Origin of the sequence: Variovorax gossypii, from assembly GCF_003965815.1 — a bacterium.
GTDB lineage: Bacteria > Pseudomonadota > Gammaproteobacteria > Burkholderiales > Burkholderiaceae_C > Variovorax > Variovorax gossypii.
Window position 1 is genome coordinate 1,326,563 of the sequence record NZ_RXOE01000002.1, and the last position, 25,240, is coordinate 1,351,802.

20 protein-coding genes are annotated in these 25,240 nt (G+C 68.9%); 11 read left to right on the plus strand and 9 right to left on the minus strand.

The genetic code is table 11. The annotated features are described in order from the left end of the window. Positions 1 to 69 precede the first annotated feature (69 nt). Genes EJP69_RS13740 through EJP69_RS13755 form a run of 4 tightly spaced genes read left to right on the plus strand, consistent with a single transcriptional unit; the run spans position 70 to position 6,813 of the window. On the plus strand, positions 70 to 1,362 hold the full coding sequence (locus EJP69_RS13740) for a glucoamylase family protein (protein ID WP_240652135.1): 1,293 nt from the start codon (positions 70 to 72) through the stop codon (positions 1,360 to 1,362). Next, positions 1,359 to 2,765: a glycoside hydrolase family 15 protein gene (locus tag EJP69_RS13745; RefSeq protein WP_126470650.1), complete on the plus strand. Its 1,407-nt coding sequence runs from the start codon at positions 1,359 to 1,361 to the stop codon at positions 2,763 to 2,765. The genes EJP69_RS13740 and EJP69_RS13745 overlap by 4 nt, the downstream gene beginning before the upstream one ends. Continuing rightward, positions 2,762 to 4,525 carry an ABC transporter ATP-binding protein/permease gene (locus EJP69_RS13750; protein ID WP_126470652.1) on the plus strand — a complete coding sequence of 588 codons (1,764 nt, stop codon included), beginning with the start codon at positions 2,762 to 2,764 and terminating at the stop codon, positions 4,523 to 4,525. Before EJP69_RS13745 ends, EJP69_RS13750 begins: the two co-directional genes overlap by 4 nt. Then, complete coding sequence (locus EJP69_RS13755) at positions 4,522 to 6,813, plus strand: CocE/NonD family hydrolase (RefSeq protein ID WP_126470654.1); 2,292 nt, start codon at positions 4,522 to 4,524, stop codon at positions 6,811 to 6,813. Before EJP69_RS13750 ends, EJP69_RS13755 begins: the two co-directional genes overlap by 4 nt. Before the next feature lie 4 nt (positions 6,814 to 6,817). Here EJP69_RS13755 and EJP69_RS13760 read toward each other — a convergent pair whose 3' ends face one another. Next, a complete protein-coding gene (locus tag EJP69_RS13760) occupies positions 6,818 to 8,440 on the minus strand; it encodes an alpha-amylase family glycosyl hydrolase (protein ID WP_126470656.1) in 1,623 nt (540 codons plus the stop codon). Between the two features lie 109 nt (positions 8,441 to 8,549). Between EJP69_RS13760 and EJP69_RS13765 the strand changes: the two genes are divergently transcribed. The 7 genes from EJP69_RS13765 (at position 8,550) to EJP69_RS13795 (ending at position 16,382) form a co-directional block, all read left to right on the plus strand. After that, entirely contained in the window at positions 8,550 to 9,476 is a 927-nt protein-coding gene (locus EJP69_RS13765) for a LysR family transcriptional regulator (RefSeq protein ID WP_093198903.1), read from the plus strand. Between the two features lie 170 nt (positions 9,477 to 9,646). After that, positions 9,647 to 10,597 (plus strand): N-carbamoyl-D-amino-acid hydrolase, encoded by a 951-nt coding sequence (locus tag EJP69_RS13770; RefSeq protein WP_126470658.1) that lies wholly within the window; start codon positions 9,647 to 9,649, stop codon positions 10,595 to 10,597. Further along, a complete protein-coding gene (cuyB, locus tag EJP69_RS13775) occupies positions 10,594 to 11,322 on the plus strand; it encodes a cysteate racemase (protein ID WP_126470660.1) in 729 nt (242 codons plus the stop codon). Before EJP69_RS13770 ends, cuyB begins: the two co-directional genes overlap by 4 nt. A 64-nt stretch (positions 11,323 to 11,386) precedes the next feature. Then, a complete protein-coding gene (locus EJP69_RS13780; protein ID WP_093198914.1) occupies positions 11,387 to 12,373 on the plus strand; it encodes a Bug family tripartite tricarboxylate transporter substrate binding protein in 987 nt (328 codons plus the stop codon). After that, entirely contained in the window at positions 12,373 to 13,833 is a 1,461-nt protein-coding gene (locus EJP69_RS13785; RefSeq protein ID WP_126470662.1) for an N-acyl-D-amino-acid deacylase family protein, read from the plus strand. The genes EJP69_RS13780 and EJP69_RS13785 overlap by 1 nt, the downstream gene beginning before the upstream one ends. Positions 13,834 to 13,874: 41 nt before the next feature. Continuing rightward, on the plus strand, positions 13,875 to 14,969 hold the full coding sequence (locus EJP69_RS13790) for an asparaginase (RefSeq protein WP_126470664.1): 1,095 nt from the start codon (positions 13,875 to 13,877) through the stop codon (positions 14,967 to 14,969). Between the two features lie 144 nt (positions 14,970 to 15,113). Continuing rightward, positions 15,114 to 16,382 carry a glutamate carboxypeptidase gene (locus tag EJP69_RS13795; protein WP_126470666.1) on the plus strand — a complete coding sequence of 423 codons (1,269 nt, stop codon included), beginning with the start codon at positions 15,114 to 15,116 and terminating at the stop codon, positions 16,380 to 16,382. A gap of 42 nt (positions 16,383 to 16,424) precedes the next feature. On the opposite strand, the gene EJP69_RS13800 is transcribed toward EJP69_RS13795, so the two are convergent. The 8 genes from EJP69_RS13800 to EJP69_RS13835 form a co-directional block, all read right to left on the minus strand. Beyond that, the gene (locus EJP69_RS13800) at positions 16,425 to 18,479 is read right to left on the minus strand and encodes a DUF3300 domain-containing protein (protein WP_240652137.1); all 2,055 of its coding nucleotides are present in this window, start codon (positions 18,477 to 18,479) and stop codon (positions 16,425 to 16,427) included. A 161-nt stretch (positions 18,480 to 18,640) separates the two neighbouring features. Continuing rightward, positions 18,641 to 19,228 (minus strand): DUF3299 domain-containing protein, encoded by a 588-nt coding sequence (locus tag EJP69_RS13805; protein WP_418116247.1) that lies wholly within the window; start codon positions 19,226 to 19,228, stop codon positions 18,641 to 18,643. Between the two features lie 69 nt (positions 19,229 to 19,297). Then, entirely contained in the window at positions 19,298 to 20,560 is a 1,263-nt protein-coding gene (locus EJP69_RS13810; RefSeq protein WP_093198930.1) for an ABC transporter permease, read from the minus strand. Further along, positions 20,557 to 21,303: an ABC transporter ATP-binding protein gene (locus tag EJP69_RS13815; protein WP_126470670.1), complete on the minus strand. Its 747-nt coding sequence runs from the start codon at positions 21,301 to 21,303 to the stop codon at positions 20,557 to 20,559. Before EJP69_RS13815 ends, EJP69_RS13810 begins: the two co-directional genes overlap by 4 nt. A 4-nt stretch (positions 21,304 to 21,307) precedes the next feature. Continuing rightward, complete coding sequence (locus EJP69_RS13820; RefSeq protein ID WP_093198935.1) at positions 21,308 to 21,889, minus strand: DUF2796 domain-containing protein; 582 nt, start codon at positions 21,887 to 21,889, stop codon at positions 21,308 to 21,310. Then, on the minus strand, positions 21,886 to 22,794 hold the full coding sequence (locus EJP69_RS13825; protein ID WP_093198938.1) for a sulfurtransferase: 909 nt from the start codon (positions 22,792 to 22,794) through the stop codon (positions 21,886 to 21,888). The genes EJP69_RS13820 and EJP69_RS13825 overlap by 4 nt, the downstream gene beginning before the upstream one ends. Before the next feature lie 49 nt (positions 22,795 to 22,843). After that, positions 22,844 to 23,776, minus strand: a complete 933-nt coding sequence (locus EJP69_RS13830) for a DMT family transporter (protein ID WP_240652138.1) — start codon at positions 23,774 to 23,776, stop codon at positions 22,844 to 22,846. Positions 23,777 to 23,841: 65 nt separating this feature from the next. Next, a complete protein-coding gene (locus tag EJP69_RS13835; protein WP_093198941.1) occupies positions 23,842 to 24,984 on the minus strand; it encodes an aromatic ring-hydroxylating oxygenase subunit alpha in 1,143 nt (380 codons plus the stop codon). Between the last annotated feature and the right edge of the window lie 256 nt (positions 24,985 to 25,240).

The window sequence follows — 25,240 nt, forward strand, 5'->3', positions numbered from 1 at the left end:
GCCGTGTGGCGTCGATGCCTCGATGAAACCGGAAGTGACATGCCGGTACAACCACGAAAGGACGCGTTCGTGCTGAAGGATGACAAGAGCCCCGGGGCACTGGCTGCCCTGCCCGACGAAGCCTTGATCGACGCCGTGCAGCGCCGGACCTTCCGCTATTTCTGGGAGGGCGCGGATGCCGCCAGCGGCCTGGCGCTCGACCGCCGCACGCTGGTCCGCGCCACGGGCGAAGACCTGGCCGACGAAAGGGTCGCGATCGGCGGCACGGGCTTCGGCATCATGGCCCTGATCGTCGCGGTGGAGCGCGGCTGGGTCTCACGGGACGCGGCGCTGGAGCGCCTCGGGCGCATGCGCGACGCCCTCTTTCGCGCCAGGCGCTACCACGGCACCTTCCCGCACTTCATGGACGGGGCGAGCGGCGAGACGATCCCGATGAGCCCCAAGGACGACGCGGGCGACCTGGTCGAGACATCGTTCCTCTGCATGGGCCTGCTCTGCGCGCGCCAGTATTTCAACGAGGACACGGCCATGGTGCGCCGGCTGCGCGCCGACTTCGACACGCTGTGGCACGAGGTCGAGTGGAACTGGTTCACCCAGGGCGGGCGCGACGTGCTGTACTGGCACTGGAGCCCGAACCACGGCTGGGCGATGAACCACGAGGTGCACGGCTGGAACGAGTGCCTCATCACCTACTTCCTGGCGGCTGCCGCGCCGCGCCATGCGATCGACCCCCGGGTCTACCACCGCGGCTTCGCCTCGGGCCCCGACTTCCTCAACGGCCGCTCGTACCACGGCATCGAGCTGCCGCTGGGCCCGCCGAACGGCGGTCCGCTGTTCTTCGCGCACTACTCGTTCTGCGGCCTCGATCCGCGCGGCCTGAAGGATCGCTACGCGGACTACTGGGAACTCAACAGCCGGCACGTGCAGGTCAACCGCGCGCATTGCATCGCCAATCCCCGGGGCTTCGCGGGCTACGGCGAATCGTGCTGGGGCCTGACCGCGAGCGACGATCCCGACGGCTATCTCGCGCACGATCCGAACAACGACAACGGCACCATCTCGCCGACGGCCGCGCTGGCCAGCCTGCCGTACGCGCCCGCCGAGGTGATGAAGGTGCTGCGGCATTTCCTCACCGCGCATGGCGAGCGCGTGTGGAGGGACTACGGCTTCGTCGACGCGTTCTGCGAGTCGCGCGGCTGGTTCGCGGACACCTACCTTGCCATCGACCAGGGCCCGATCGTCGTGATGATGGAGAACCATCGCACGGGCCTTCTGTGGAAACTGTTCATGAGCGTGCCCGAAGTGCAGGCCGGGCTGCGCCGCCTGGACTTCAGCAGCCCGCACCTGGAGTCGCCTGAGTGAGCTTCGGCGCGGCGAACCGGCAAGACCCGGCCTTCGAGGCCTGGATCGAGCGGCAGCTCTCGCATTCGGCGAGCGCGATGCTGTCGAGCATCTCGCCGGTGTCGATCGTCAAGCACCGCGAAGGCTTCGGCCAGACCGTGCGGCCGGTCGCCGGTGCCATCGTCGCCTCGCCCGTCCTCGGCAACTACGACCCGGACCCGGACTACTTCTTTCACTGGTTCCGAGACTCCGCCGTCGTCATCGATGCGCTGCGCCTGCTCCATGCCGACCGGCGCATCGGCGACGAAGCCTTGCGGCACCTGCGCGATTTCATCCGCTTCAGCCTGGCCCTGAACGGACTCGACGGCCGCGCGGTGACCGCGGTGCAGGACCGCAGGGCGCGCGTGGCCCCCGAACTGCTGCAGTACCTGCGCGAGGACGATGAACTCGCGGGCGTCCACGGCGACGCGGTCGTCGCCGAGACGCGGGTGAACCCCGACGGAACGCTCGACATCCTCCGCTGGGCGCGTCCCCAGCACGACGGACCGCCGCTGCGCGCGCTGGCGCTGCTGCGCTGGGCGGGCGGCGGGCATCTCAATGCGGCACTGCTGGCCGAGGTCGCGCCGCTGATCCGCTTCGACCTCGACTTCACGCTGCGCCGCTGGCGCGAGCCGTCGTTCGACATCTGGGAAGAGGAAAGCGGCCATCACTACTACACGCTGCGCGTCTCGGCCGCGGCGCTGGCCGAGGGCGCCGCGTGGCTGGAGGGGCAGGGCGAGACGGCGCAGGCGCAGCTCTGCCGTGAGGAGTCGCAGGCCGTGCTGCGAGTGCTGGACGGGTACTGGGTGGATGAACGAGATGACGACGATCGCGCCCTGGCGCACGGCTACTACCGATCACGTGTTCTCGCGGACGCACGACTCAGCCCGAAGGCGCTGGACATCGCCGTGATCCTGTCGGCGATCCACAGCCTCGGCGGCGAGTTCGCGCATGGCCCCTCCGATGCGCGCATGCAGGCCACGCTGGAGCGGCTCGACGCGCTGTTCGATGCGGCCTATGCAATCAACCACGGCCGTGCCGCAGGTTGCGGCACGGCGATGGGGCGGTACGCCGGCGACGTGTACTGCTCGGGCGGCGCGTACTACTTCTCGACGCTCGGCGCCGCCGAGTTCTGTTTCCGCGCCGCGGCGGCGGAGGGCGACGACGCAGGCCGCTGGAGCCAGTGGATGGCGCGCGGCGACGCCTACCTCGCCACCGTGCGCGCATACACGCCGGACAGCGGCGACCTGTCGGAGCAGTTCGACCAGCACAGCGGCGCGCAGACCTCGGCGAAGCAGCTCGCCTGGAGCCACGCCGCCTTCATTTCGTGCGTCTCGGCGCGCCGCATCGCGGCCGCCGCCTCCAGGGCAACGCGGGGGCGATGAGCGCGAGTCCGGAAAACCATGTCGAGCCGGTCGCGAAGGCCGGCGTCTTCCGTCAGGTCGGCGAATTGCTGGGCGCGCTGCGGGTGTCCCCGGTCGCGAAGAAGCTTGTCGTGCTGATGAGTGCGATCGTCGTGGTGGTCGGGCTCACGGCGTACGGGCAGATCGAACTCAACAGCTGGAACAAGCCGTTCTACGACGCGATCTCGAGGCGCGACCTGAGCGAATTCATCGTGCAGGTCGGCGTCTTCGCGGTGATCGCGGGCGCGCTGCTGGTGTTGAACGTCGCGCAGAGGTGGCTGGGCGAGACCCTGCAGCTGAGGCTGCGCGAGGCCGTGGTCAACGACCTCGTGGGGCTTTGGCTGCAGCCGCGCCGGGCGTTCTGGCTGCAGGCCAGCGGCCCGATGGGTGCGCATCCCGACCAGCGCATGCACGAGGACACGCTGAAGCTGTGCGACCTGTCGGTCAACCTCGGCGTGGGCCTGCTGCAGTCGGCGATGCTGTTCGGCAGCTTCGCGAGCGTGCTGTGGGTTCTCTCCAAGGACTTCAGCATCTTCTTCAATGGCCAGGACCATGTGCTGCCGGGCTTCATGCTGTGGGCGGCGATTGCGTATGCGGTCGCCGGCTCGCTGGTCACCTACTGGGTCGGCAACGGCCTGATCTCGCGCAACGCCGAGCGCTACGCCCGCGAGGGCGAGCTGCGCTTCTCGCTGACGCGCATCAACGAGCACCTCGACGGCATCTCCCTGGCCGGCGGCGAAACCGACGAGAAGCGTCGCGTCGCCGTGCATTTCGGCGACGTGCTGCGCGCCACGTCGCGGGTGGTGCTGGGGCTGACCAACCTGACCTGGGCCACCGCGGGCTTCGGCTGGGTCACCGTCATCGCGCCGACGCTGGTGGCCGCGCCGCTGTATTTTTCGGGCAAGGTTTCGTTCGGCGGCCTGATGATGGCCGCCGCGGCCTTCACGCAGGCGCAGTCGTCGCTGCGCTGGTTCGTCGACAACTTCAGCATCATTGCCGACTGGCGCGCCACGCTGCTGCGCGTGACCGACCTGCGCCGGATGCTGGCGTCCGACGACCTGGAGGCGCAGGCCGGCGGCAGCCGCGTCGCCTACGAGGAGGGCGAAGCCGGGACGCTCGCGATGAAAGCGCTCGAGGTCCGTTCCTGGAGCGGCCACGACCGGCTGGACGTTCCGGCGCTCGTCGTGCAGCGCGGCCAGTGCGCCCTGATCCTGGGCACGCCGGGCACCGAGAAGACCCTGCTGTTCCGGGCGATCGCGGGCCTGTGGCCTTGGGGCTCGGGCACGGTGCGCCGGCCCGACGGCGAGACGATCCACTACATGCCGCGCGGCACGCCCTACATTCCGCGCGGCACGCTGGCCGAAGTGCTGTCGTATGCGATGGAGCCGACGACCTACCCGAGAGAAGCGATGGTGGCCGCCCTGGAGAGCGTGGGCCTGCAGCGCCTGGAGCCGTTGCTGGACAGGACGGCCCGCTGGGAAAGCGAGCTCAGCATGGACGAGCAGCTGCGGCTGGGCTTCGCCCGCGTGGTGCTGCAGGCACCGCCCTGGCTGGTGATGGACGAGGCCTTCGGCGCGTTCGACGACGATACGCTCGAACTCATCGTCAGCGCACTTGGCAAGCTCACGCGCACGGGCATCATTCACATCGGCTCGGCCGGCGGGGCGCACGACCGGCTGTTCACGCAGGTGGTTCATCTGGTCAAGGCGCCGCACGCAGTTCCCGAGGAGCAGCGACCATGAGACGCCCCGTGTCGACCGTCAGCCGCGCGCGCCGCGCCCTCATGCGGGTGGTTCTCGCGCTGCCCGCCTGGCCCACCTGGTCCAGGGCGGCGGACTTCGGCTTCCGGCCGCCGCGCGACCCGGACGATGCCGCCGCCGAGGGCCTGATGCGGGACCTGGCCGAGCGCATCCTGCCGGTGTACCAGGACGCGGACAAGGATGCCTTCCTGGCCAACGTGACGGCCCTGCAGATCGTCAGCGGTGCCTACCGCGCGGCCCAGGACAGCAGTCGCTCCCTGCGCGAGCGCCGCAAGGGCAAGCCCTTCGACGGCCTGGTCGAGCGGGCGATCCTCGACGGTATCTATTCGAGCGCGCGCATGCTCGAGGCGGAGGGGCGCGTCGGTTTCGCCGAGGCCTACGCGCGCTCGTTCCGTGAGCTGGTGTCGCCGCTGGACAACGCGCAGGCCCAGGCCATCATGGCCCGGCTCGAAACCCCGCTTGCAACTTACAGGGAGCAGGTGCGCCGGGCCTTCGACCTCTGGCGCGCGAAGGGCAGCCTCCCGGAGGCCGACGCCCTGGCGCTCGTGCGGACCTGGCTTTCCTACGATTCGCGCCGCAGCTTCAGTGCGCTGCTGCCCGAACTGTTCGCGGCGGAAAACCGCGGCCGCTACGTGGCGGAGGCCGACCTCAGGATTCCGGTGCGTGGCGGCGTCATCCATGCCAGCCTGGTTCGGCCCGGCCGCGCTGACACGGCCCTGCCGGCGCTGCTGCGCTTCACGCTCGACCCCGCCGAGGACGACGCGCGCCTGAGCGCCGCCAAGGGCTATGTCGGCATCACGGCGTACGTGCGCGGGCGCACGCCCGACGGCAAAGGCGCCGCGTGGCCGTTCGTTCGCGACGGCGAGGACGCCGCCGCCGTCATCGACTGGATCGCCCGGCAGGAGTGGAGCGACGGCCGCGTCGCCATGGTCGGCGACGGCTACTCCGGCTACGCCGCCTGGGCCGCCGCGCGCAGGAGACCGGCGGCGCTCAAGGCCATTGCCACCATCGCGCCGATGGCGCCGGGCATCGACTTCCCGATGGCGGGGCAGATCTTCCGCAACGCGATGGTCCGCTGGGCGCAGGAGCACGCAGCTGCCGAACCCCTGCCGGCCGCTGCCGACGCCGATGCGGGCCCGGATGCGATCTGGCAGGCCCTCGACGCGCGCTGGCACCGCGGCAATCGCCCCTACTGGGACATAGACCGCGTCCTGCTGGGCAAGCGCAGCAGGCTCGTCCGGACCTGGCTGACGCACCCGAGCCACGACCGCTACTGGCAGAAGTTCCTGCCGTCGGCGGAGCAGTTCGCGCGTATCGACATTCCGGTGCTGAGCTTTGCCGGCTACTTCGGCGCCGACGCCGGCGCGCTCTACTTCCACAACGAGCATCGCCGCAACCGGCCGCAGGCCGACACCACGCTGCTGCTCGGCCCCTACGACGCGATCTCGATCCGGCGCGGCACGGTGCCGGCGCTGCGCGGCTACACGCTGGACCCGGTCGCGCGCGTCGACCTGCCCGAGCTGCGCTACCAGTGGCTCGACCACGTCCTGAAGGGCGCGGACAAGCCCTCGCTGCTGCTGGACCGCGTCAACTACCAGGTGATGGGCGCGGACCGGTGGCGCCATGCGCCGGTGCTGGAGGCGCCGGAGCGCACCCGGCTGCGTCTCTACCTCGACACCCGGGGGCGAGACGAGCCGCACGGGCTGCTGCCGTCGCCGTCCGAGGGCGGCGGCAACGCGCGGCTCTCGGTCGACCTGGCCGATCGACGCGACGCGCGCATCCCGTGGCCGGACGCACTGCGCACGAGCCAGCTGCCGGCGCGCAACAGCATCAGCTTCGTCAGCGATCCGCTGCCGGAAGACACCGAGATCGCCGGCAGCCTGCGCGGCGTGTTCGACATCACACCCTCGCGGCAGGACATGGACTTCAACGTCTCGCTGTACGAGCAGACGGCGAGCGGCGAATACCAGCTGCTGTTCGACCCCTACGACTTCCGCGCCAGCTACGCCGGCCATCGCGTGCGCCGGCGGCTCCTTCGGGCCGGCGAGCGTCAGCTGCTTGCGTTCACCACCGAGCGCGTGACGGCTTCCAGGCTCGCGGCGGGCAGCCGCATCGTGCTGCTGGTCAGCCTCAACAGGCGCCCCGACCGGCAGGTCAACTACGGCAGCGGCAAGGACGTGAACTCCGAAACCATCGCCGACGCGAAGTGGCCCGTGCGCGTGCGCTGGCATGCGCGCAGCTACGTCGAGATCCAGGCCGCCAAGTCCTGATTCGTCAGCGCGTCGCCGGACCCTTGCCGATCACGATGCCTTCGCCGGGTGCCAGCACGAGGGGGTCTTCGATCGATTCGGCGCGCGCGGGGTCGGTCGATGCCAGCACGACCGGCTGGCGCGGCATGTGCGGCATCAGCGTCTGTGGCATCGGCGCCGGGGTGGTGCCGAAGTTCAGTATCACCACCAGCCGCTGCCCTTCGCTGTCGCGCGCATAGGCGAGCAGCTCGTCTTCGGCCTCGAGCGCTTCATAGGTGCCCCGGTGCAGCGCAGGCTGCGCGCGGCGCAGCGCGATGAGGCGCCTGTAGAACGTCAGCATGGAGCGCGGGTCATGCGACTGCGCCTCGACGTTGTGCGTGGGCCAGTCGGCCGCCAGGCGCAGCCACGGCGTACCGGTCGTGAAGCCCGCATGTTCCGCGGCGCTCCACTGCATGGGCGTTCTCACCGGGTCGCGTCCGAGGCCCATGCCCGGCTTGTTCTTCTCGAACGGGTCCTGGACTTCGTCGGCGGGGATGGGGACGTCCGTCATGCCGATCTCGTCGCCGTAGTAGAGCGTCGGCGTGCCGCGCAGCGTGAGCAGCAGCATGGCCGCGAGCCGGGCCAGCCGTGGTCCGGCGCGGCTCGCGATGCGGGACTTGTCGTGGTTGCCCAGCACCCAGTTCGGCTGGGCGCCGGGGGGCAGGGCGGCTTCGTAGTCGCGCACGAAGCGGCCGATGTGCGCCGCCTGCCACTCGGTCGAGATCAGCTGGAAGTTGAAGGGCAGCTGCAAACCTTCCGCATCGAGGCCGTAGTAGGCGACCAGCCGGTCGAGCGGCAGATAGAGCTCGCCGATCAGCACGCGCGACGAGCGGGCGTCGCTGAACTCGTCGACCACGCGGCGCATCTCCGCCACGATCGGTTGCACCTCCGGCAGGTCGGTGTTGTAGAGCATCGTCAGGCGCAGAAACGGGTCCTGGCCCTCGACGAAGTCCGGGTTCGGCGGGTTGTCGCGGAACTGCGCGTCCTTGACGATCTGCGAGAGCACGTCGACGCGGAACCCGTCGACGCCGCGCCGGAGCCAGAAGCGCAGCACTTCGTACATCGCGGCACGCACCTCGGGGTTGCGCCAGTTGAGGTCGGGCTGCTCCTTCAGGAACGAATGGGCGTAGTACTGGCCGGTGGCCGCATCGAAGGTCCAGGCCGGGCCGCCGAAGTTGCCGAGCCAGTTGTTGGGCGGGCCACCGCCCGGCGCCGGGTCGCGCCAGATGTACCAGTCGCGCCGCGGATCGCCGCGCGAGCTGCGACTCTGCACGAACCACGGATGGCGGTCCGACGTGTGGTTGGGTACGAAGTCCAGGATGAGCCTGAGCCCTCTCGCGTGGGCCTCCCGCACCAGCGCATCGAAGCTCTCGAGCGTGCCGAAGCGCGGATCGATGTCGCAGTAGTCGGAGATGTCGTAGCCGAAGTCGGCCATCGGCGACGGGTAGATCGGCGAGATCCAGACGGCATCGACGCCGAGCGAGACCAGATGATCCAGCCGCTCGCGGATGCCGTCGAGGTCGCCGATGCCGTCGCCGTTGCTGTCCTGGAACGAACGCGGGTAGACCTGATAGACGATTCCATGCTTCCACCAGTCGTCGGCTGACATCGCGATCCCCTCATGCCCGGTTTGCATCGGTCCATTGTCTCCAGAAAGCGGGCGGGACATCAGCGGGGACCCGCTGGCCCCCCGGCGGGCCGATATCGGAAAATCAGGCATGAACCTGCGACAGATCGAGGTATTCCGTGCGGTGATGATCACCGGCTCCGTCAGCGGTGCCGCACGGCTGCTCCACGTTTCCATTCCTGCCGTCAGCCGGCTGCTCTCTCACACCGAGACCCGGCTGGGCTTCCTGCTGTTCGAACGGGTGAAGGGACGCCTGCATGCGACTGCAGAGGCGCGGCGCCTGTACCTGGAAGTCGAGCAGGTCTACGGGGGCGTGCAGCGCATCGGCAGCCTTTCGCACGAGCTCGCGCTGCGGCGGCGCAGCCTGCTGAGCATCCTCTCGAGCCCCAGCATCGGGCAGACGCTGGTGCCGCTGGCCATCGCGCAGCTGCGCAACGCGATGCCCGACGTGCAGGTTCATTTCCATTGCCTCACGCATGAGGCCTTGAAGGAACGCATCCTTCAGCAGCGGGCCGACCTGGGCATTTCCACTTTTCCGGTCGACCATCCGAACCTCGCCACCAAGCCGCTGGCGAGCAGCCGCCTGATGTGCATCTGCCCGCGCAGCCACCCGCTGGCCGGATACGAGGAAGTCGGCCTGGACGAACTGCTGCCCCACGAGTTCATCGGCTATCCGCACGGCTCGCCGCTGGGCCTGCGCATCGACCAGATGTTCGCGACCCGCGATGCCGCGCCGCGCATCAGCGTGGAAGTCACCTCGCCCCAGTACGCCTGTTCGCTGGTGCATGCAGGCGCGGGCATCGCGCTGGTGGACGAGTATTCCCTGCAGGGCTGGCTCGGGTCGCATTTCATGGCGATACCGGTGCGCGACGCGCTTCCGATCGTGGCCGACCTTGTGTACCTGCAGACCGAGCCGCTGTCGACCGCGGCCCAGGCGCTGCTGCGCGCGCTGCACAGCGTCCTGCTGCAGCGCGGGCTGGCCTTGCCGCTCGCGGACGACGACGAGATCCTGCGCTGATCCGCGGCTTTCCGTGCCCTGCGCCGGTGCAGGCCCGCGCGTGCGCACCATCGCAAGGCAGGCCTTTAGCACGCTGTTAAACCCAAGCGACAAATCGGCATTCGACGTCGCGCGAACCGCTTCGAATAATCGATTGCACCGGCAACACGGTTGCAACGAAGAAGGTTCAAATGACATCGCGCCCAGGCTCTCCCCCTCGTTTTCTCGGCCTCGCCGTCGCCCAGATGGGCCCGGTCCACCTGTCCGACAGCCGGCAGTCCGTGGTGGCCCGCCTGGTGGACATGCTGCGCCAGGCCCACAGCCGCGGCGCGGAGTTCGTGACCTTCCCCGAGCTCGCGCTCACCACCTTCTTCCCGCGCTACTGGATGACCGAGGAAGAAGCCCACGAGCGCTTCTTCGAGCGCAGCATGCCGGGCCCGGTGACGCAGCCGCTGTTCGACGAGGCCCGCAGGCTCGGCGTGGGCTTCTATCTCGGCTACGCGGAGCTCACCGAGGACGGGCGCGGCTTCAATTCGGCGGTGATCGTGGGGCGCGACGGCAACATCGCTGGGCGCTATCGCAAGATCCACCTGCCGGGCCATTCGGAGCACAAGCCCGAGGCACCTTTCCAGCATCTTGAAAAGAAGTTCTTCGAGGTCGGCGACCTGGGCTTCCGCGCCTTCGACACCGACGGCGTGCGCATGGGCATGTGCCTGTGCAACGACCGCCGCTGGCCCGAGACCTACCGCGTGATGGCGCTGCAGGGCGCCGAGGTCGTGGTGCTCGGCTACAACACGCCCTCGCTCAACATCCACTGGAACGAACCGACGCACCTGCGCACCACCACCCACCTGATATCGCTTCAGGCCAACGCCTATCAGAACGGCATCTGGGTGGCCGCGGCCGCCAAGTGCGGCTCGGAGGACGGGCACCACATGATCGGAAGCTCCGTGATCGTGGCGCCGTCCGGCGAGATCGTCGCGCGGACGGTGAGCGAGGAGGACGAGGTGATCTGCGTGCGCGCCGACCTGGCATTGGGCGCGCACTTCCGCGAGCACGTCTTCAACTTCGCCAAGCACCGCCGCCCCGAGCACTACCGCCTGATCGTCGAGCGCACCGGCGCCGGAGATCCGCTGCCATGAGCGGGCTGCCTGCATCCGCGCCGAGGGCGCTGGGCATCCTGGGCGGCATGGGCCCGCTGGCCGGCGCGACCTTCGCGCTGCGAATGGTGCAGCTGACCGAAGCGGCGGTCGACCAGGACCACATTCCCACGATCCTGTGCAACGACCCGCGCATTCCCGATCGCTCGAGCGCCATGCTGCAGGGCGGCGAGAGCCCGCTGCCGGCCATGCAGCGCGGCATCCGCCTGCTGGAGGCGGCCGGCGCCGGCTGCATCGCCGTGCCCTGCAACACCGCGCACCTCTGGTTCGACGACCTGAAGGAAACGACCCGGCTGCCGGTGCTGAACATCGCCGAGGCGGTGGTGCAGAACCTGCGGCGCCACGGAATCCTGCGGGGCACGGTGGGCGTTCTCGGCACGCCGGCCACGCTGGCGCTCGGCCTCTACCAGCGGACGCTGCAGCAGGCGGGGTACGAGGCGATCGTTCCCGAACCCGACGAAGTGCAGCGCCACTGCGTGGCGTCCATCGCCGCGGTGAAGGCCGGTCGCCTCGATGCCGCGTGGGAACCGGCCGCCAGCGGCATCCGCGCATTGGTGGCGCGCGGTGCGAAGGCCGTGGTGCTCGGCTGCACCGAGCTGCCGCTGGCGGTTCCGCACGACAGGCGCGGCGAGTTCGATTGCGTGCTCACGGACTCCATCGATGCCCTGGCGCTCGCGGCGATCGCGCACTGCCGCCAGAAGAACTGAAGCCGCCGCAGCCGGGATCCGCGCCCGCGCATTTCCATCCACTTCCAAGAAAGAACTCCTTCCGATGACTCTTTGCAAGTTCTCCCGCCCGATGGCCGCGCTGGCCGCCGCCTTCGGCCTGCTGGCAACTTCGGCCCCTACGTGGGCCGCATGGCCCGACCGGCCCATCACCTTCGTCGTGCCCTCGGCGGCCGGCGGCTCGCCCGACGTGCTCTCGCGGCTGGTGACCAACGAGGTCTCGAAATCGCTCGGCGTGCCGGTCGTCATCGAGAACCGTCCCGGCGCGGCGGGCAACATCGGCATCATGCAGATCAAGAGCAAGCCGGCCGACGGCTACACGATCGGCTACGGCAACGTCAACACGCTGGCGGTCAACCGGACGCTCTTCAGGAAACTGCCCTACGACGTGGAGCGCGACCTGGTTCCGGTGGCCCAGGCGTTCGACCTCTACAACGTGCTGATCGTGCCCAAGGACTCGCCCATCCAGGACGTGTCCGGGCTGGTGGCCGCGGCGCGCAAGCAACCGGGCAAGCTGTCCTTCGGCGCACCCGGGATCGGGACCACCGGCCACATGGGCGGCGAGCTGTTCCGCAGCATGGCCGGCATCGACGTGCTCTTCGTGCCGTACAACGGCGGCCCGGCTGCGCTGCAGGACCTGATGGGCGGGCGCATCGACTATCTGTTCGCCAACTCCTCCGAGGTCGGCCCGCTGGTCGCATCCGGCAAGGTGCGCGCGCTCGCGGTGAGCAGCGCCAGGCGGATCTCCCTGCTGCCGAGCGTGCCCACGCTGGACGAAGCGGGCATCAAGGGCTACGAGACCGTGGCCTGGGGCGGCGTGGTCGCGCCGCGCGGCACGCCGCGCGAGGTGATCGAGAAGCTCAATGCCGCGATCAACGCGGCGCTGGCCACCCCCAGCGTGCGCGAGGGCCTCGCCAAGCTGGGCGCCGTGCCGGCCGGCGGCACGCCCGCCGACTTCCAGCGCACCATCGACCGCGAGACCAGGCGCTGGGGCGAGCTGATCGAGCGCAACCGCATCGAGAAGCTCGACTGATGGCGGGCCTCTCGACCCCATCGCGGCCGTTGCTGCTGCTGCGTGGCGGCACGGTGATCGACGGCAGCGGCGCACCGCCGCGCCGTGCGAACGTGCTGCTCGAGGGCGACACCATCGCGGCCATCCTGGCACCGGATGCCGAAGTCGCCGGCGCCGAGAGCATCGAGCTCGACGGGCTGGCCGTGGCGCCCGGCTTCATCGACTCGCACACGCACGACGACGGCTACCTGCTGGCCCACCCGGACATGGTGCCCAAGGTCTCCCAGGGCGTGACCACCGTGGTGACCGGCAACTGCGGCGTGAGCCTGGCGCCCGTGCCGCCGGGCTGCCCGCTGCCGCAGCCGCTGGACCTGCTCGGGCCGCCCGAGCTGTTCCGCTACCCGACCTTCTCCGCCTGGATGGACGCCCTGCGGGAAGCCCCCGCGGCGGTCAACGTGATTCCCCTCGTGGGGCACGCCAGCCTGCGCGTGAGCACGATGAACGACCTGCAGCGGCCCGCGACCCCGGAAGAATGCGCCGGCATGCGTCGGCTGCTGGCCGAAGCGCTGGATGCGGGTGCGTTCGGAATGTCCACCGGCACTTTCTATCCGCCCGCGCAGCACGCCACCACCCAGGAAATCATCGACATCGGCGAGACGATGCGGGGCCGGGGAGGGATGATCTATGCGGTCCATCTGCGCGACGAATCCGACCGGATCGACGAAGCGATCGAGGAAGCCCTGGAGATCGGGCGCTCGCTCGCGGCGCGCGTCGTGTTCTCGCACCACAAGCTGGCCGGCGAACGCAACCATGGCCGATCGGCGCAGACCCTTGCGCGGATCGAGGAGGCCGGCGCGATGCAGCCGGTCTGCCTCGATTGCCATCCCTATCCGGCCACCTCGACCATGCTGCGGCTCGACCGCGTACGGCTGGCGCGCCGCACGCTCATCGCCTGGTCCAAGGGCGATCCCTCGGCCCAGGGCCGCGACTTCGCGGAGCTCCAGCACGAATGGGGCCTGGACGACGACGCCATGCTGCAGCGGCTCGCCCCCGCCGGCGCCATCTACTTCCTGATGGACGAGCGCGACGTCGAGCGCATCCTGGCGCACCCGCGCACCATGGTCGGCTCCGACGGGCTGCCCTTCGACCCGCATCCGCATCCTCGCCAGTGGGGCACCTTCACGCGGGTGCTGTCGCGGCTGGTTCGCGACAAGGGCCTGCTGACGCTGGAAGCAGCCGTCCACAAGATGACCGGCCTGGCCGCGGCCAACTACGGCTTGCGCGACAGGGGCCTGCTGCAACCCGGCCTGCGTGCCGACCTGGTGGTCTTCGATCCGCAGCGCGTGACGGACCTCGCGACCTTCGACAACCCCGTCCAGGCCAGCCGGGGCATCGAGGGCGTCTGGGTCAACGGGCAACGGGTCTGGGATGGACAGCGCGCCACCGGCCTGCGGCCGGGCAGGGTGCTCGAACGGCACTGATCCGGGCCTTCTCTTCCTCCTTCCTTCAAAACCATCGAATCATGAACCCCAAGAAAATCGCCTTGACGTTTCTGGCAGCCATCGGCCTCCTCGGAGGCGCCGGGCAAGCCACCGCGCAAACGCAGACGCAGACACCGGCCAAGCCCAACGTGGTGATCCTGGCCACGGGCGGCACCATCGCCAGCCGGGGCGCGGACAGCCTGGCGCTCACGGACTACGGGCTGAGCAAGGGGCTCAAGCCCGTGGGCATCGAGGCACTGGTGGCCGCCGTGCCCGAGATCGAGAAGTTCGCCAACATCACGGGCGAGCAGATCTTCAATGTCGGCAGCTCCAAGCTGGGCATCGACAACTGGCTCACGCTGGCAAAGCGCACCAACGAAATACTCGCGTCGAAGAACGTGGACGGCATCGTGATCACCCACGGCACCGACACGCTCGAGGAAACCGCCTACTTCCTCAACCTGGTCGTCAAGAGCGCGAAGCCCGTCGTGCTGGTGGGCTCCATGCGTCCGAGCACCGGCATGAGCGCGGACGGCCCGCTGAACCTGGTCAACGCGGTGGCGCTGGCCGCGAGCCCCGCGGCCAGGGACAAGGGCGTGATGGTGAGCATGAACGAGGTGATCAGCAGCGCGTTCAGCGTCACCAAGACCAACACGACCAACGTCGCCACCTTCAAGAGCCTGGACGGCGGGGACCTGGGGTACATGCAGAAGTCCACGCCGTTCTTCGTCGCGCAGCCCCTGAAGCGGCACACGGTGCACAGCGAGTTCGACGTGTCCGGCCTGCAGAAGCTGCCGCGCGTGGACATCAACTACACGACGCTGGGTTCTGACGGCGTGCTCGTCGACGCGGCCGTGGCCGCCGGCGCCAAGGGCATCGTCAACGCGGGCGTGGGCCATGCGAACATGCCCGACGTCACGATGCAGAGCCTGAAGGCCGCGCAGCAGAAAGGCGTGGCCATCGTCGTCGGTTCCCGCGCCATGAGCGGCATCGTGACGCCGACCGGGCAGTTCGCCGAAGCCGGCTTCGTGACCTCGATGATGCACACCACGCAGAAGGCGCGGATCCTCCTGATGCTGGGGCTGACCAGGACCAACGACCCCAAGGAACTCCAGCGCATCTTCGAACAGTACTGAGTACCGGGGGCGGGACTGAATCCCGGCACCTGACAGTCTCACAGCCTCGCAGCCAGCCGCGGTCGCGGCGTGTCTCCGATTTGCTCGTCATGCGGGGGCTCTTGGCTATGCTGTGCGCCGTCATCCACTCCCGAGAAAAACACCATGACCTTGCGTTTGCCCTCCTTTCCGCTTCGTTCCATGGCCCTGGCCTGCGGCCTCGCGCTCGGCGCCGCCGCCGGTGCGCACGCCGCGCCCGATGCGAAGCTGCTCGCCGCCGCCGAGAAGGCGCAGCCGGCGGTGATCGACAACCTCAAGGAAATGGTGCTGATCGAATCGGGCAGCCTCAACGTCGACGGCCTGCTCAAGATGGCCGACGTGGTGGAAGGCCGGCTGAAGGCCGCCGGCTTCAAGACCGAGCGCCGCAAGGCCACGGCCGGCGCGGGCGCCGACATCGTGATCGGCACTCTCAAGGGCACGGGCAAGCGAAAGATCATGCTGCAGGGCCACATGGACACCGTGTACGCGGCGGGCATCCTGGGCAGCCAGCCGTACAAGGTCGACGGCAACCGCATCTACGGCCCCGGCATCGCCGACGACAAGGGCGGCCTGGCGGTCATGCTGGCCTCGGTGAAGATCCTGGCCGACGCCGGCTGGCGCGACTACGACACGCTCACCGTGCTGATGAACCCCGACGAGGAAGTGGGCTCGGTCGGCTCGGGCGAGCTGATCGCGACCACGGCCGACCAGCACGACACGGTGCTCTCGTTCGAGCCGACGGCCGCGAAGTCGGTGGTCAAGGGCGAGTCGCTGCTGCTAGGCGCGGCCGGCATCGCCACCGCCACGCTCGAGGTGAAGGGCCGCGCATCGCACGCGGGCGCCGCGCCCGAACTGGGCCGCAACGCTCTGTACGAGCTGTCGTACCAGATGCTGCAGACCAAGGACCTTGCCAAGGACATCCCCGGCGCCACGCTCAACTGGACCGTGGCGCGCGCCACCGGCCCGCTCAACCAGATCACCGAGAAGGCGCAGGCGCAGGGCGACATCCGCATCACGCAGCCCGGCGCCGAGAAGAAGCTCGCCGAGGCGCTGCAGGCGAAGATCGCCTCGGGCAAGCTGATTCCCGACACCGAGACCACGGTGAAGGTCGAGGTGGGCCGCCCGGCCTTCATCGCGGGCGACAAGGGCCGGGCTCTCGCCGAGAAGGCGCAGGTCATCTACAAGGAAATCGACCGCGACCTCGCGCTGGCGCCGATGACCGGCGGCGGCACCGACGCGGGCTACGCGGGTCGTTCGGGCAAGGCCACGGTGGTCGAGAGCTTCGGCCTCGCGGGCTTCGGCTACCACGCGCGCGACGAGTACATCGAGGTCGACTCGATCGTGCCGCGCATCTATCTCGTCACGCGCCTGCTGACCGAGATCGGCAAGAACTGAGGCTGAGGGTGCGCGCCGCCGCCGGGCGGTAGCGCGGGCGCGCTATTGCTGCTGCTGCCTGGGGTCGCCGGGCCGGCGCTGCTGGTGCTGTTGTTGCTGCTGTTGCCGTGCGGCGGCCGCGGCAGCCATGCGTTGCTGCTGTTGCTCGGCCTGCTGCTGCTGGTGTTGAGCCTGTTGTTGCGCCTGCTGCTGTGCGCGGGCCTGTTGCTGCTGCATCTGCTGCTGGCGCTGTTGCTGCATGGCCTGCATCTGCTGTTGTTGCTGCGCGCGCGCGGCCTGCTGCTGGGCCTGTTGCTGCGCCTGCTGTTGACGGCGCATCTGCTCCTGCTGGGCCATCTGCTGTTGCTGCTGGCGGGCCTGGTTCTGCGCCTGTTGTTGTTGCATGGCCTGCTGGCGCTGGATCTGTTCCTGTTGCCGCTGGGCTTGCTGTTGCGCACGCGCCTGCTGATCCGCCTGCTGCTGGCGACGCATCTGGTCCTGCTGCGTCTGCTGTCGGCGTGATTGTTCGAGCTGGGCCTGCTGCTGGCGTTGTTGCTCCTGCGCGGCCTGTTGTTGCTGGCGCTGCTGTGCGAGCTGTGCCTGTTGGCCTGGCTGCTGCTGTTGCTGAGGCTGCATCAGGCCACGCGCCTGCCGTGCCTGCTGATCGCGCGCCTGTTGCTGTGCTTGCTGCTGGGTCTGTTGCTGGCGGCGCATCTGCTCCTGCTGGGCCGCCTGCTGTTGCTGCTGGCGGGACTGGTCCTGCGCCTGGCGTTGCTGCATTGCCTGCTGGCGCTGGACCTGTTCCTGTTGCCGCTGCTGGGCTTGCTGCTGCGAACGCGCCTGTTGTTGTTGCTGCTGCTGCGCGAGCGCGGCCTGCTGCTGGAGGCGCTGTTGCTGCTGTTGCTGCTGCGCCTGTTGTTGGGCCTGCTGCTGCTGGGCGAAGAGAGCCCGCTGTTGTTGCTGTTGTTGTTGCTGCAACTGTTGCGCGGCGCCCGGGCCCGCGGCGAAATTGGGCGGCGCTCCCGGTGGCAACACGCCGCGCGGTCCGACATTGTTGTTGTAGACATTGACGTTGCGCACGTTGTTGACCACGGTGGTCGAGCGCGAGACGTAGGTGCTGTTGTTGTAGACCACCGCGGGCCGCGCGAAGGCCGGCGCCACCGGCGCGGGGCCGCGGTCGCGGTCACGCCAGCGCGGCGCGCCCCAGTTCATGTTCCACGAATGCCAGCCCCAGTCGTGGCGCTCGAGCGCGGCGCCCACGATCACGCCCGCGCCAAACGCGAGCGCGCCGGCGGCAAGCACCTGGCCGCCGCTGTAGCCCGGCGACACCACCTGGACAGGCGGCGCGTAGGCATAGCCCGGATACACCGGCTGCGGCGCGCCGTAGATCACCTGTGGGTCGTAGGCAGGCACATACACAAGGTCGGGCTGCACCGGCTCGATGGTGATGAACTCCTGCGGCGGCTCGATCACCGCCGGGCCCGCGTACACGGGCTGCAGGTCGGGGGCGGGCGCGTAGTTCGGAGGCGGCGCGTCGGTGACCACACGCATCTTGTCGTTGTTCTTGAGCCGGCCCGCCTTCGCGGCGCGCTGGCGCATGACCTGGATCGCGTTCATCACGTCGGCCGGGTCGTTGTAGTAGGCCTGCCCGAGTGCCTGGGTCCACGGAATGTTGCCGGCCATCTGATCGATGACGGGGCGGAACGCGGTGAGCGACTTCACGCTCGGGTCCCAGGGCTGCTGGTTGGCCGCGTCGGCCAGCGGGCCGGCCTTGAGATTGCGGCTCTGCGCGAGCCATTCGTGCGCCGCGGTGATCTGGTCGGGATAGGTGGCGCCGGCCAGGATCTGCGCCACCAGCTTGTCGGGATAGAGCGCGATGGGCGCGACCATCTCGTAGAGCTTGTCGGCGCTGGGCGGCGTGTAGGCGGTCGGTACGGGTGCGGCGGCAGGCGGCTGCGTCTGCGGCACGGAGGGCGCGGGGATGGTGGTCGCCGGATCCTGCGCCGAAGCAACGGCCGCGGGGGTGTTCGAGGGGGACTTGTCGCAGCCTGCGAGGACGAGGGCGCCGATGCACAGCGAGATCGTCAACAGCCGCGGGGCGGTGGGGAGATTTGTCATCTGGATTTCCATGAAGACGCCGGCGTCGTGCCCGGACTTCTTCAACGGAGCGCGGCGGCAGGCGATGACAGAGCCTGCGCCGCGGATGCAACGGTCTGTGTCGGTTCCGTGCCGTCAAGCCTGTCGGCGCAGAACCACACGGCCCGGAGGCCGCGGCCTCCTTACTTGGAGCCGCCGGTGTACTTGGTGACGGTGGCGGCGCTCACGTGGTAGCCGCTCACGCCCATCATCGAGTCGTTGCGCAGGGTCTGAAGCTTGCCGGTGACCCACACGGTGTCCATGGCGCGGAACTTGGCTCCCTTCTGCGGCACCACGTGCAGGATCTGGTTGGCCGGCGGCGGCGGCGTGTGGATGCATGCGCCGAAGTAGGGCACTAGCAGGAACTCGGTGACCTCGCCCTTGGCTTCTTCCAGCGGCACGATGAAGCCGGGGATCTTGATCTCGGTGCCGTTCATCGCCGGATTGGTCGGCGCGTTGTTCGACACCTCCTGCATCTTCATGAGCAGCTCGTTGGCGCGCGGATCGCCGTCGTCGAGCGCGCTCAGGTCCATGCCCTTGAACTCCTTGGCCGGGTCCCAGTCCTTGGGCACCAGTTCTTCCCAGGTGATCTGGCGCGGCTGGCCCGGCGCGGCCTTGGCCGCGGCAGCAGGTGCGGCCTTGCCGCCCAGCGGGTTGGCGGCGGTGGTGTCCTTGGGCGCGGGCTCGGCGGCCCAGGCGGCAGCGGCGAGGCCGGCGCCTGCGAGCAGCATTGAAAGCCGCGTGAAAGCTTTGCTCGTGGACAACGTCGACAACGTCTTTTCTTGTGCGAAGGGCATGGTTCAAATCCTCGGCGAGAGGCCGTCTGCAAGGGAGAGGCGATAGGCGCGGATGCCGGGCAAGAGGCTCGCCAGCCATCCGGCGACCAGCAGGCTTGCCATCAGCAGCCATTCGTTCAGTGTAGGTTCTGAGAGGCTCAGTGTCAGCCCGAACTGCGACTGCAGCCATGGCGAGAGCAGGGCGATGCCGAGCACCGCCATCACCAGGCCCAGCGCAACGCCAAGCACGGTGACCAGCGCGCCTTCGAGCGCGAGCAATGCCAGCACATGGCGCAGGCCCGCACCGACGGCGCGCAGCACCGCGAGTTCGCGGCGGCGCTCGTTGAGTCCGGCCATCACCACCGACACGAGCCCTGCGAGGCTCACCAGCGCGACCAGTGCCGACATCAGCAGCAGCGCGTTCTCGCCGATGCCGATCACGCTCCACAGTTCGTCGAGCGCCACGCCGGGCAGGATGGCCATCAGCGGCTCGCCGGTGTAGGTCGAGATCCAGCGTTGCACGCCGAACACGGCGGCGCGGTTCTTCAGGCCCACCAGCACTGCCGTCACGTTCTTGGGCGTGAGGTCGAACTTGCGCACCTGCTCGGCCGGGATGTGCACGCCCGGCATCGGCGCGCCGCCCACCCATTCGAGATGGATGGCTTCCATCGCCGCGAGGCCGATGTGCACCGTGCGGTCGACCGGCGTGCCGGTGCGCGCGAGCACGCCGACCACGGTGAAGGGCTTGTCCGCGTGCTCGGCCACGTTGAGCTCGCCGCTGCCGTGCGCGAGCGTGATCTTCTGGCCCACGTGATAGCCGAGCTTGTCGGCCACCTCGGCGCCGACCACCGCGTCGAACAGCTCGCTGAAGGGCTTGCCCTCGCGCAGCTTCAGCGTCTGCCTGTCGCCGTAGCGGAAGTGCGTGAAGTAGTCAGTGGAGGTGGCGAGCACAGCGAAGCCGCGATGCGAATCGCCCAGCGACAGCGGCACGACCCAGTCGACGCCCGGATGCGCGGACAGCGCCTGCACGCTCTTCCACGAGATGTTGTTGGTGGCCGCGCCGATGCGGAACACCGAGTACAGCAGCAGCTGCGTGGAGCCTGTGCGCGCGCCGACGATCAGGTCGGTGCCCGAGACGGACGACGCGAAGTTCTCGCGCAGCTCGGTGCGGATGCGCTCGACGCCGAGCAGCAGGAATGTAGAGAGCGCGATCGAGAACACCGTCAGCGCGAGCGTGAAGCGCCGGTTCCAGGCGCTGCGCCATGCAATGGAAAAGAGTGCTTTCATGCGTCCACCGCCATGGCGTTGGTGGCCGCGCGGTTGATTTCGGGAAGCAGCACGTGCCGCGCGAAGCGCTGCGCGATGCGCTGGTCGTGGCTCACGAACACGAGCGCGCTGTGGTGCTCGGCGCAGGCCGTGAGCAGCACGTCGAGGAAGGCTTCGCGCCGGTCCTCGTCGAGCGCGGAGGTGGGCTCGTCGGCGATCACCACCTCGGGCTGGCCGATGAGCGCGCGCGCCGCGGCCACGCGCTGCTGCTGGCCGACCGAGAGCTGCAGCGCCTGGCGCTTCCACAGGTTGCGGTCCAGGCCCATCTGGTCGAGCAGGTGTTCGGCCTCGCCGCGCGAGCTGCCGCTGCGCGATGCGTTGGCCTCGCGCCGCTGCGAGAAGCGGCAGGGCAGAAGCACGTTGTCGATCACGCTCAGGTAAGGCAGAAGATTGAACTGCTGGAAGATGTAGCCCACGTGCGCCACGCGGCTGCGGTCGCGCTGGGTGCCCGAGAGCTTCGACCAGTCGTGGCCCAGCAGCGTGACGCGGCCTTCGTCGGCCACCAGCACGCCGGCCAGCAGCGATAGCAGCGTGCTCTTGCCGCAGCCGCTCGGGCCGTGCAGGAACACCGATTCGCCGGCTGTGATGCGAAAGGCCTCTATGTCGATGCATGGCGCCTTGGCGCCGGGCCAGCTGAAGCGCAGAGCCTCGGCGGCGAGCACGACGCGCAAGGCCGAGGTTCCGGCCTGTGGAAGGTCGCTCACGGTGTCACTTGCCCCAGCTCAGGCGTGCGGGCTGGGCCGCCTGCGCACCGGCGGGGCGCTTCAGCTGGCGCTTGAACTGGCCCTGCGCGGTGGCGATCTGCGAGTCGATCTGGCGCAGGCCCTTGAATGCACCGAACAGGTTCAGGTCGATGAACTTCGCGGCGGCCGCGTTGGTGCAGTTGAAGGAGAAGGTGGCGTCGAGGTCGGCATGGCCGACGGGCTCGCTGGGATCGGGGTTGCCCAGGCCCAGCGCGCCGGAGCGCAGGTCGACCGGGCCCAGCTTGCAGTTGGCGGCCGGGTCGACGATGAAGAGCTTGTCGGCCGCGCGCAGCTGGGCGACGGCGTCTTCCACGATCTTCTTCTCGGCGTCGGTCTTGGGGGCGCGCTCGAAGCCGACGATGTTGTCGAGCGGGGATTCCATGTCGATCACCACCGTGGGGCCGTCGACGGCCACGTCGAGCTTGAGCTGGCCGTGCACGTGTGCGTGCTGCTGCTGGGCCTGTGCGGTGAGGAACGGGGCGGCCGCGAACATCGCGGCGGCTGCGATTGCGAGACCGGTGGTACGTCGGAGTCGGATGTGCTTCATGGTTCAGCGCCTTGCCGGGTCGGCAGCCCCGGCGTATTGCTCCATTCGCTCCAGCTGCCGGCATAGAGCGCGGTCGTCCCGAATCCCGCGATCTGCATGGCAAGCAGATTCGGCACGGCGCTCACGCCGCTGCCGCACTGGTGGACGACGGTCGCCGCGTCGCGTCCCGCGAGCAGCGCTTCGAACTCGGCACGCAATTGCGATGCCGGCTTGAACTTGCCGTCGGGGCCGAGGTTCTCGGCGAAAGGCCGGTTCAGGGCCCCGGGGATGTGACCGGCGATCGGGTCCAGAGGTTCCACCTCGCCGCGGTAACGTGCACCGGCGCGTGCGTCGATCAGGTTCTGGTCAGGCTGGCCCAGCCGGCGCACCACCGTGTCGGTGGTGACGAGCCTTGCAATCGGCTCGCCGGCGACGAAGTTCGACTGGAAGCGCGCGGGCTCCTCGCGGCTCGTGACTTCGCCTCCGGCGGCCTGCCAGGCCTGCAGTCCGCCGTCGAGCACGGCCACGGCGTCGTGGCCCATCCACTTGAGCATCCACCACAGGCGGCCGCAGTAGTTGGCGCCGTTGCGGTCGTAGACCACGGCCTGCATCTCGTTGGCGAAGCCGACGCTGGAGAGCCACGCCGCGAACTTCTCGCGGCTGGGCAGCGGGTGGCGCCCGCCCGAGGCGGGAGGACCTTCCTCGGTTGCCACGACCACTTCGCCGTGGGCTCCGGGAGCGCCGTGCTTCGCGCTGAGGTCGGTGTCGAGGTTGGCGTAGAGCGCGCCCGGAATGTGCGCGGCCTCGTACTGCTGCGCACCGGCTTCGGGCTTCATGAGGTCGAAGCTGCAGTCGAACACCATGAAGGGCTTGCCGCCGGCCTGCAGCTGCCGGAGTTGTTCGACGGAGATGAGGGTGGTGTACATGGCGCTTGCTCCTTCGAAGTCTCGAGATCTGGAAATGCAGTTGCGTGCTTCAGTGTTCCTCGGCCGGCGCCTTGGGCACCGCCCGTTGTCGCAACACGGTTGCAGCAATGCCGCTGGCGATGATAAGGGCCATGCCCGCCCAGCCGGCGGAGTCGATGCGGTCGTCGAACAGCACCACGCCGTAGAACGCCGCGAACACGATGCCCGAATACTGCAGGTTGGCGACCACCAGCGTGCCGGCCTGCGTCTTGGCGGTGGCGTAGGCGCGGGTCATGCAGAGCTGTCCGAGCGCCGCGAGCAGGCCGATGGGCAGCAGCCATAGCGCATGCTGCCACGTCCAGGAGCCGCCGCCCGAAAACCCGGTGAATGCCGTGGCGATGCCGCCGGCCACGGCAGAGCCGACCGCGAAGTAGAAGACCGTGCGCAGCTCGGGCTCGCCGATGCGCGACAGCGCCACCACCTGCATGTAGGCGAAGGCGGCCGTCAGGCCCGACAGCAGTCCCAGCAGCCCCGCGAAGCCTTCGTTGCCGTTGACGGTGGGCTTGAGCATGAGCACCACGCCCACGAAGCCCGCGAGCACCGTCATCGCCAGCGTGCCCTGCAGCGGCGGGCGCTCCACGCGGCCGTCACGCCCGGGCACCGGCACCCAGGCCAGCAGCGCGCCGCCGACCAGGAAGGCCGCGACCCACACGCTGCTCATGTAGTTGAGCGTGACGGCCGTGGCCAGCGGCATGTGGGCGATGGCATAGAACCACGCGCCGAGCGACACCACGCCGATGGTGCTGCGCCAGGCGTGCATGCCCGGGTACTTCGTGGCCAGCGGCACGCCGCGGTTGCGCGCCAGCAGCCAGAGGAAGACGATGCCGATCAGACCGCGCCCGAGCACCATCTCGCCGCTGTTGAACCACGCCGAGGCGACTTTCACGACCACGCTCATCGTGGCGAACAGGAAGGCCCCCAGCACCATCCACAGCGCTTGCATCGTTTCGAATCCGGATCAAGAAAAAAGAAAGCCCCGGCAAATGCGGGGCGGAAAGGGGCTCGGGTTCAGGCCGGTTGCTGCATGGCAGCTCTGTACCACTCGTGGAACTGCTGCATGCCGTCTTCCATCGGGCTCTGGTAGGGGCCGGTCTCGTTGTCGCCGCGCAGCATCAGCGCGCGGCGGCCGGCGTCCATGCGCTCGGCGATCTCGTCGTCTTCCACGCAGGTTTCCATGTAGGCGGCCTGCTGGGCCTCGACGAACTCGCGCTCGAAGGCGACGATTTCCTCGGGGTAGAAGAACTCGACCATGTTGAGCGTCTTCGTCGGGCTCACGGGGTGCAGGGTCGACACCGTGAGCACGTGCGGATACCACTCGACCATCACGTGCGGGTAGTAGGTCAGCCAGATGGCGCCGTACTTCGGCGGCTTGCCCTCGCGGTACTTGAGCAGCTGCTCCTGCCACTTCTGGTAGACCGGGCTGCCCGCGCGGCCCAGGCGGTTGGCCACGCCCACCGTCTGCACCGAATAGCGGGGCTTGAACTCCCAGCGCAGGTCGTCGCAGGTGACGAAGCTGCCCAGGCCCGGGTGGAACGGGCCGACGTGGTAGTCCTCGAGGTAGACCTCGATGAAGGTCTTCCAGTTGTAGTTGCACTCGTGCAGCTCGACGCGGTCGAGCGCGTAGCCGCTGAAATCCAGGTCGGCCTGCGGGCCGAGGCCCGCCATGTCGGCCGCCACGTCGGGGCCGGAGCCGTCGACGTTCTTCTCGAACAGAAGGCCGTTCCATTCGGTCAGCGGATAGTTGTGCAGGTTCAGGCAGGGGTCCTGCTCGAAGTGGGGGGCGCCGATCAGCGTGCCGGTGGTGCGCGGGTCGCTCGCGGCGTAGGTCCAGCGGTGCAGAGGGCAGACGATGTTGCCGCCCGACTGGCTTTCGAGCTGGCCGCGGCCCTGCAGGATGAGGGCCTGGCGGTGGCGGCAGACGTTGGAGATCAGCTCCACGCCCTTGGGCGTGTGGACGAGCGCACGGCCCTGGTGCTCCTGGGGCAGGGTGTGGAAGTCGCCCATTTCGGGCACGGCCAGGCGATGGCCGACATAGCGGGGCCCTCGCGAGAAAAGGTTCTGCATTTCGCGGGCATAGAGCGCCTCGTCGAAATACGCGGAAACTGGAAGTTGGCTCGCGGCCTGCTGCAGTTGAAGACTTAAATCAGACATGGAGGACCTGACCAAGCTCCCCACAGGGAGAAAAGGAAGAAAAGAACGGAAGGCGCCGCCATGAGGATTCGGCGGCCCGGAGCAGTGTTGAACGTCGTCAACGAGAGAAGTTCGCATTGTACCCGGGGCCATTTTTTCGCCCCCCGGGGCTTCCCGCGCCGTTTCGCAATGTGCGATCAGCCTCCGCGAGGGCAGGGGGGCGGCCCGCCCGCCATTTGTTCCGGTCCCGGTCCTAAAATGCCCCGTTTCACCCACG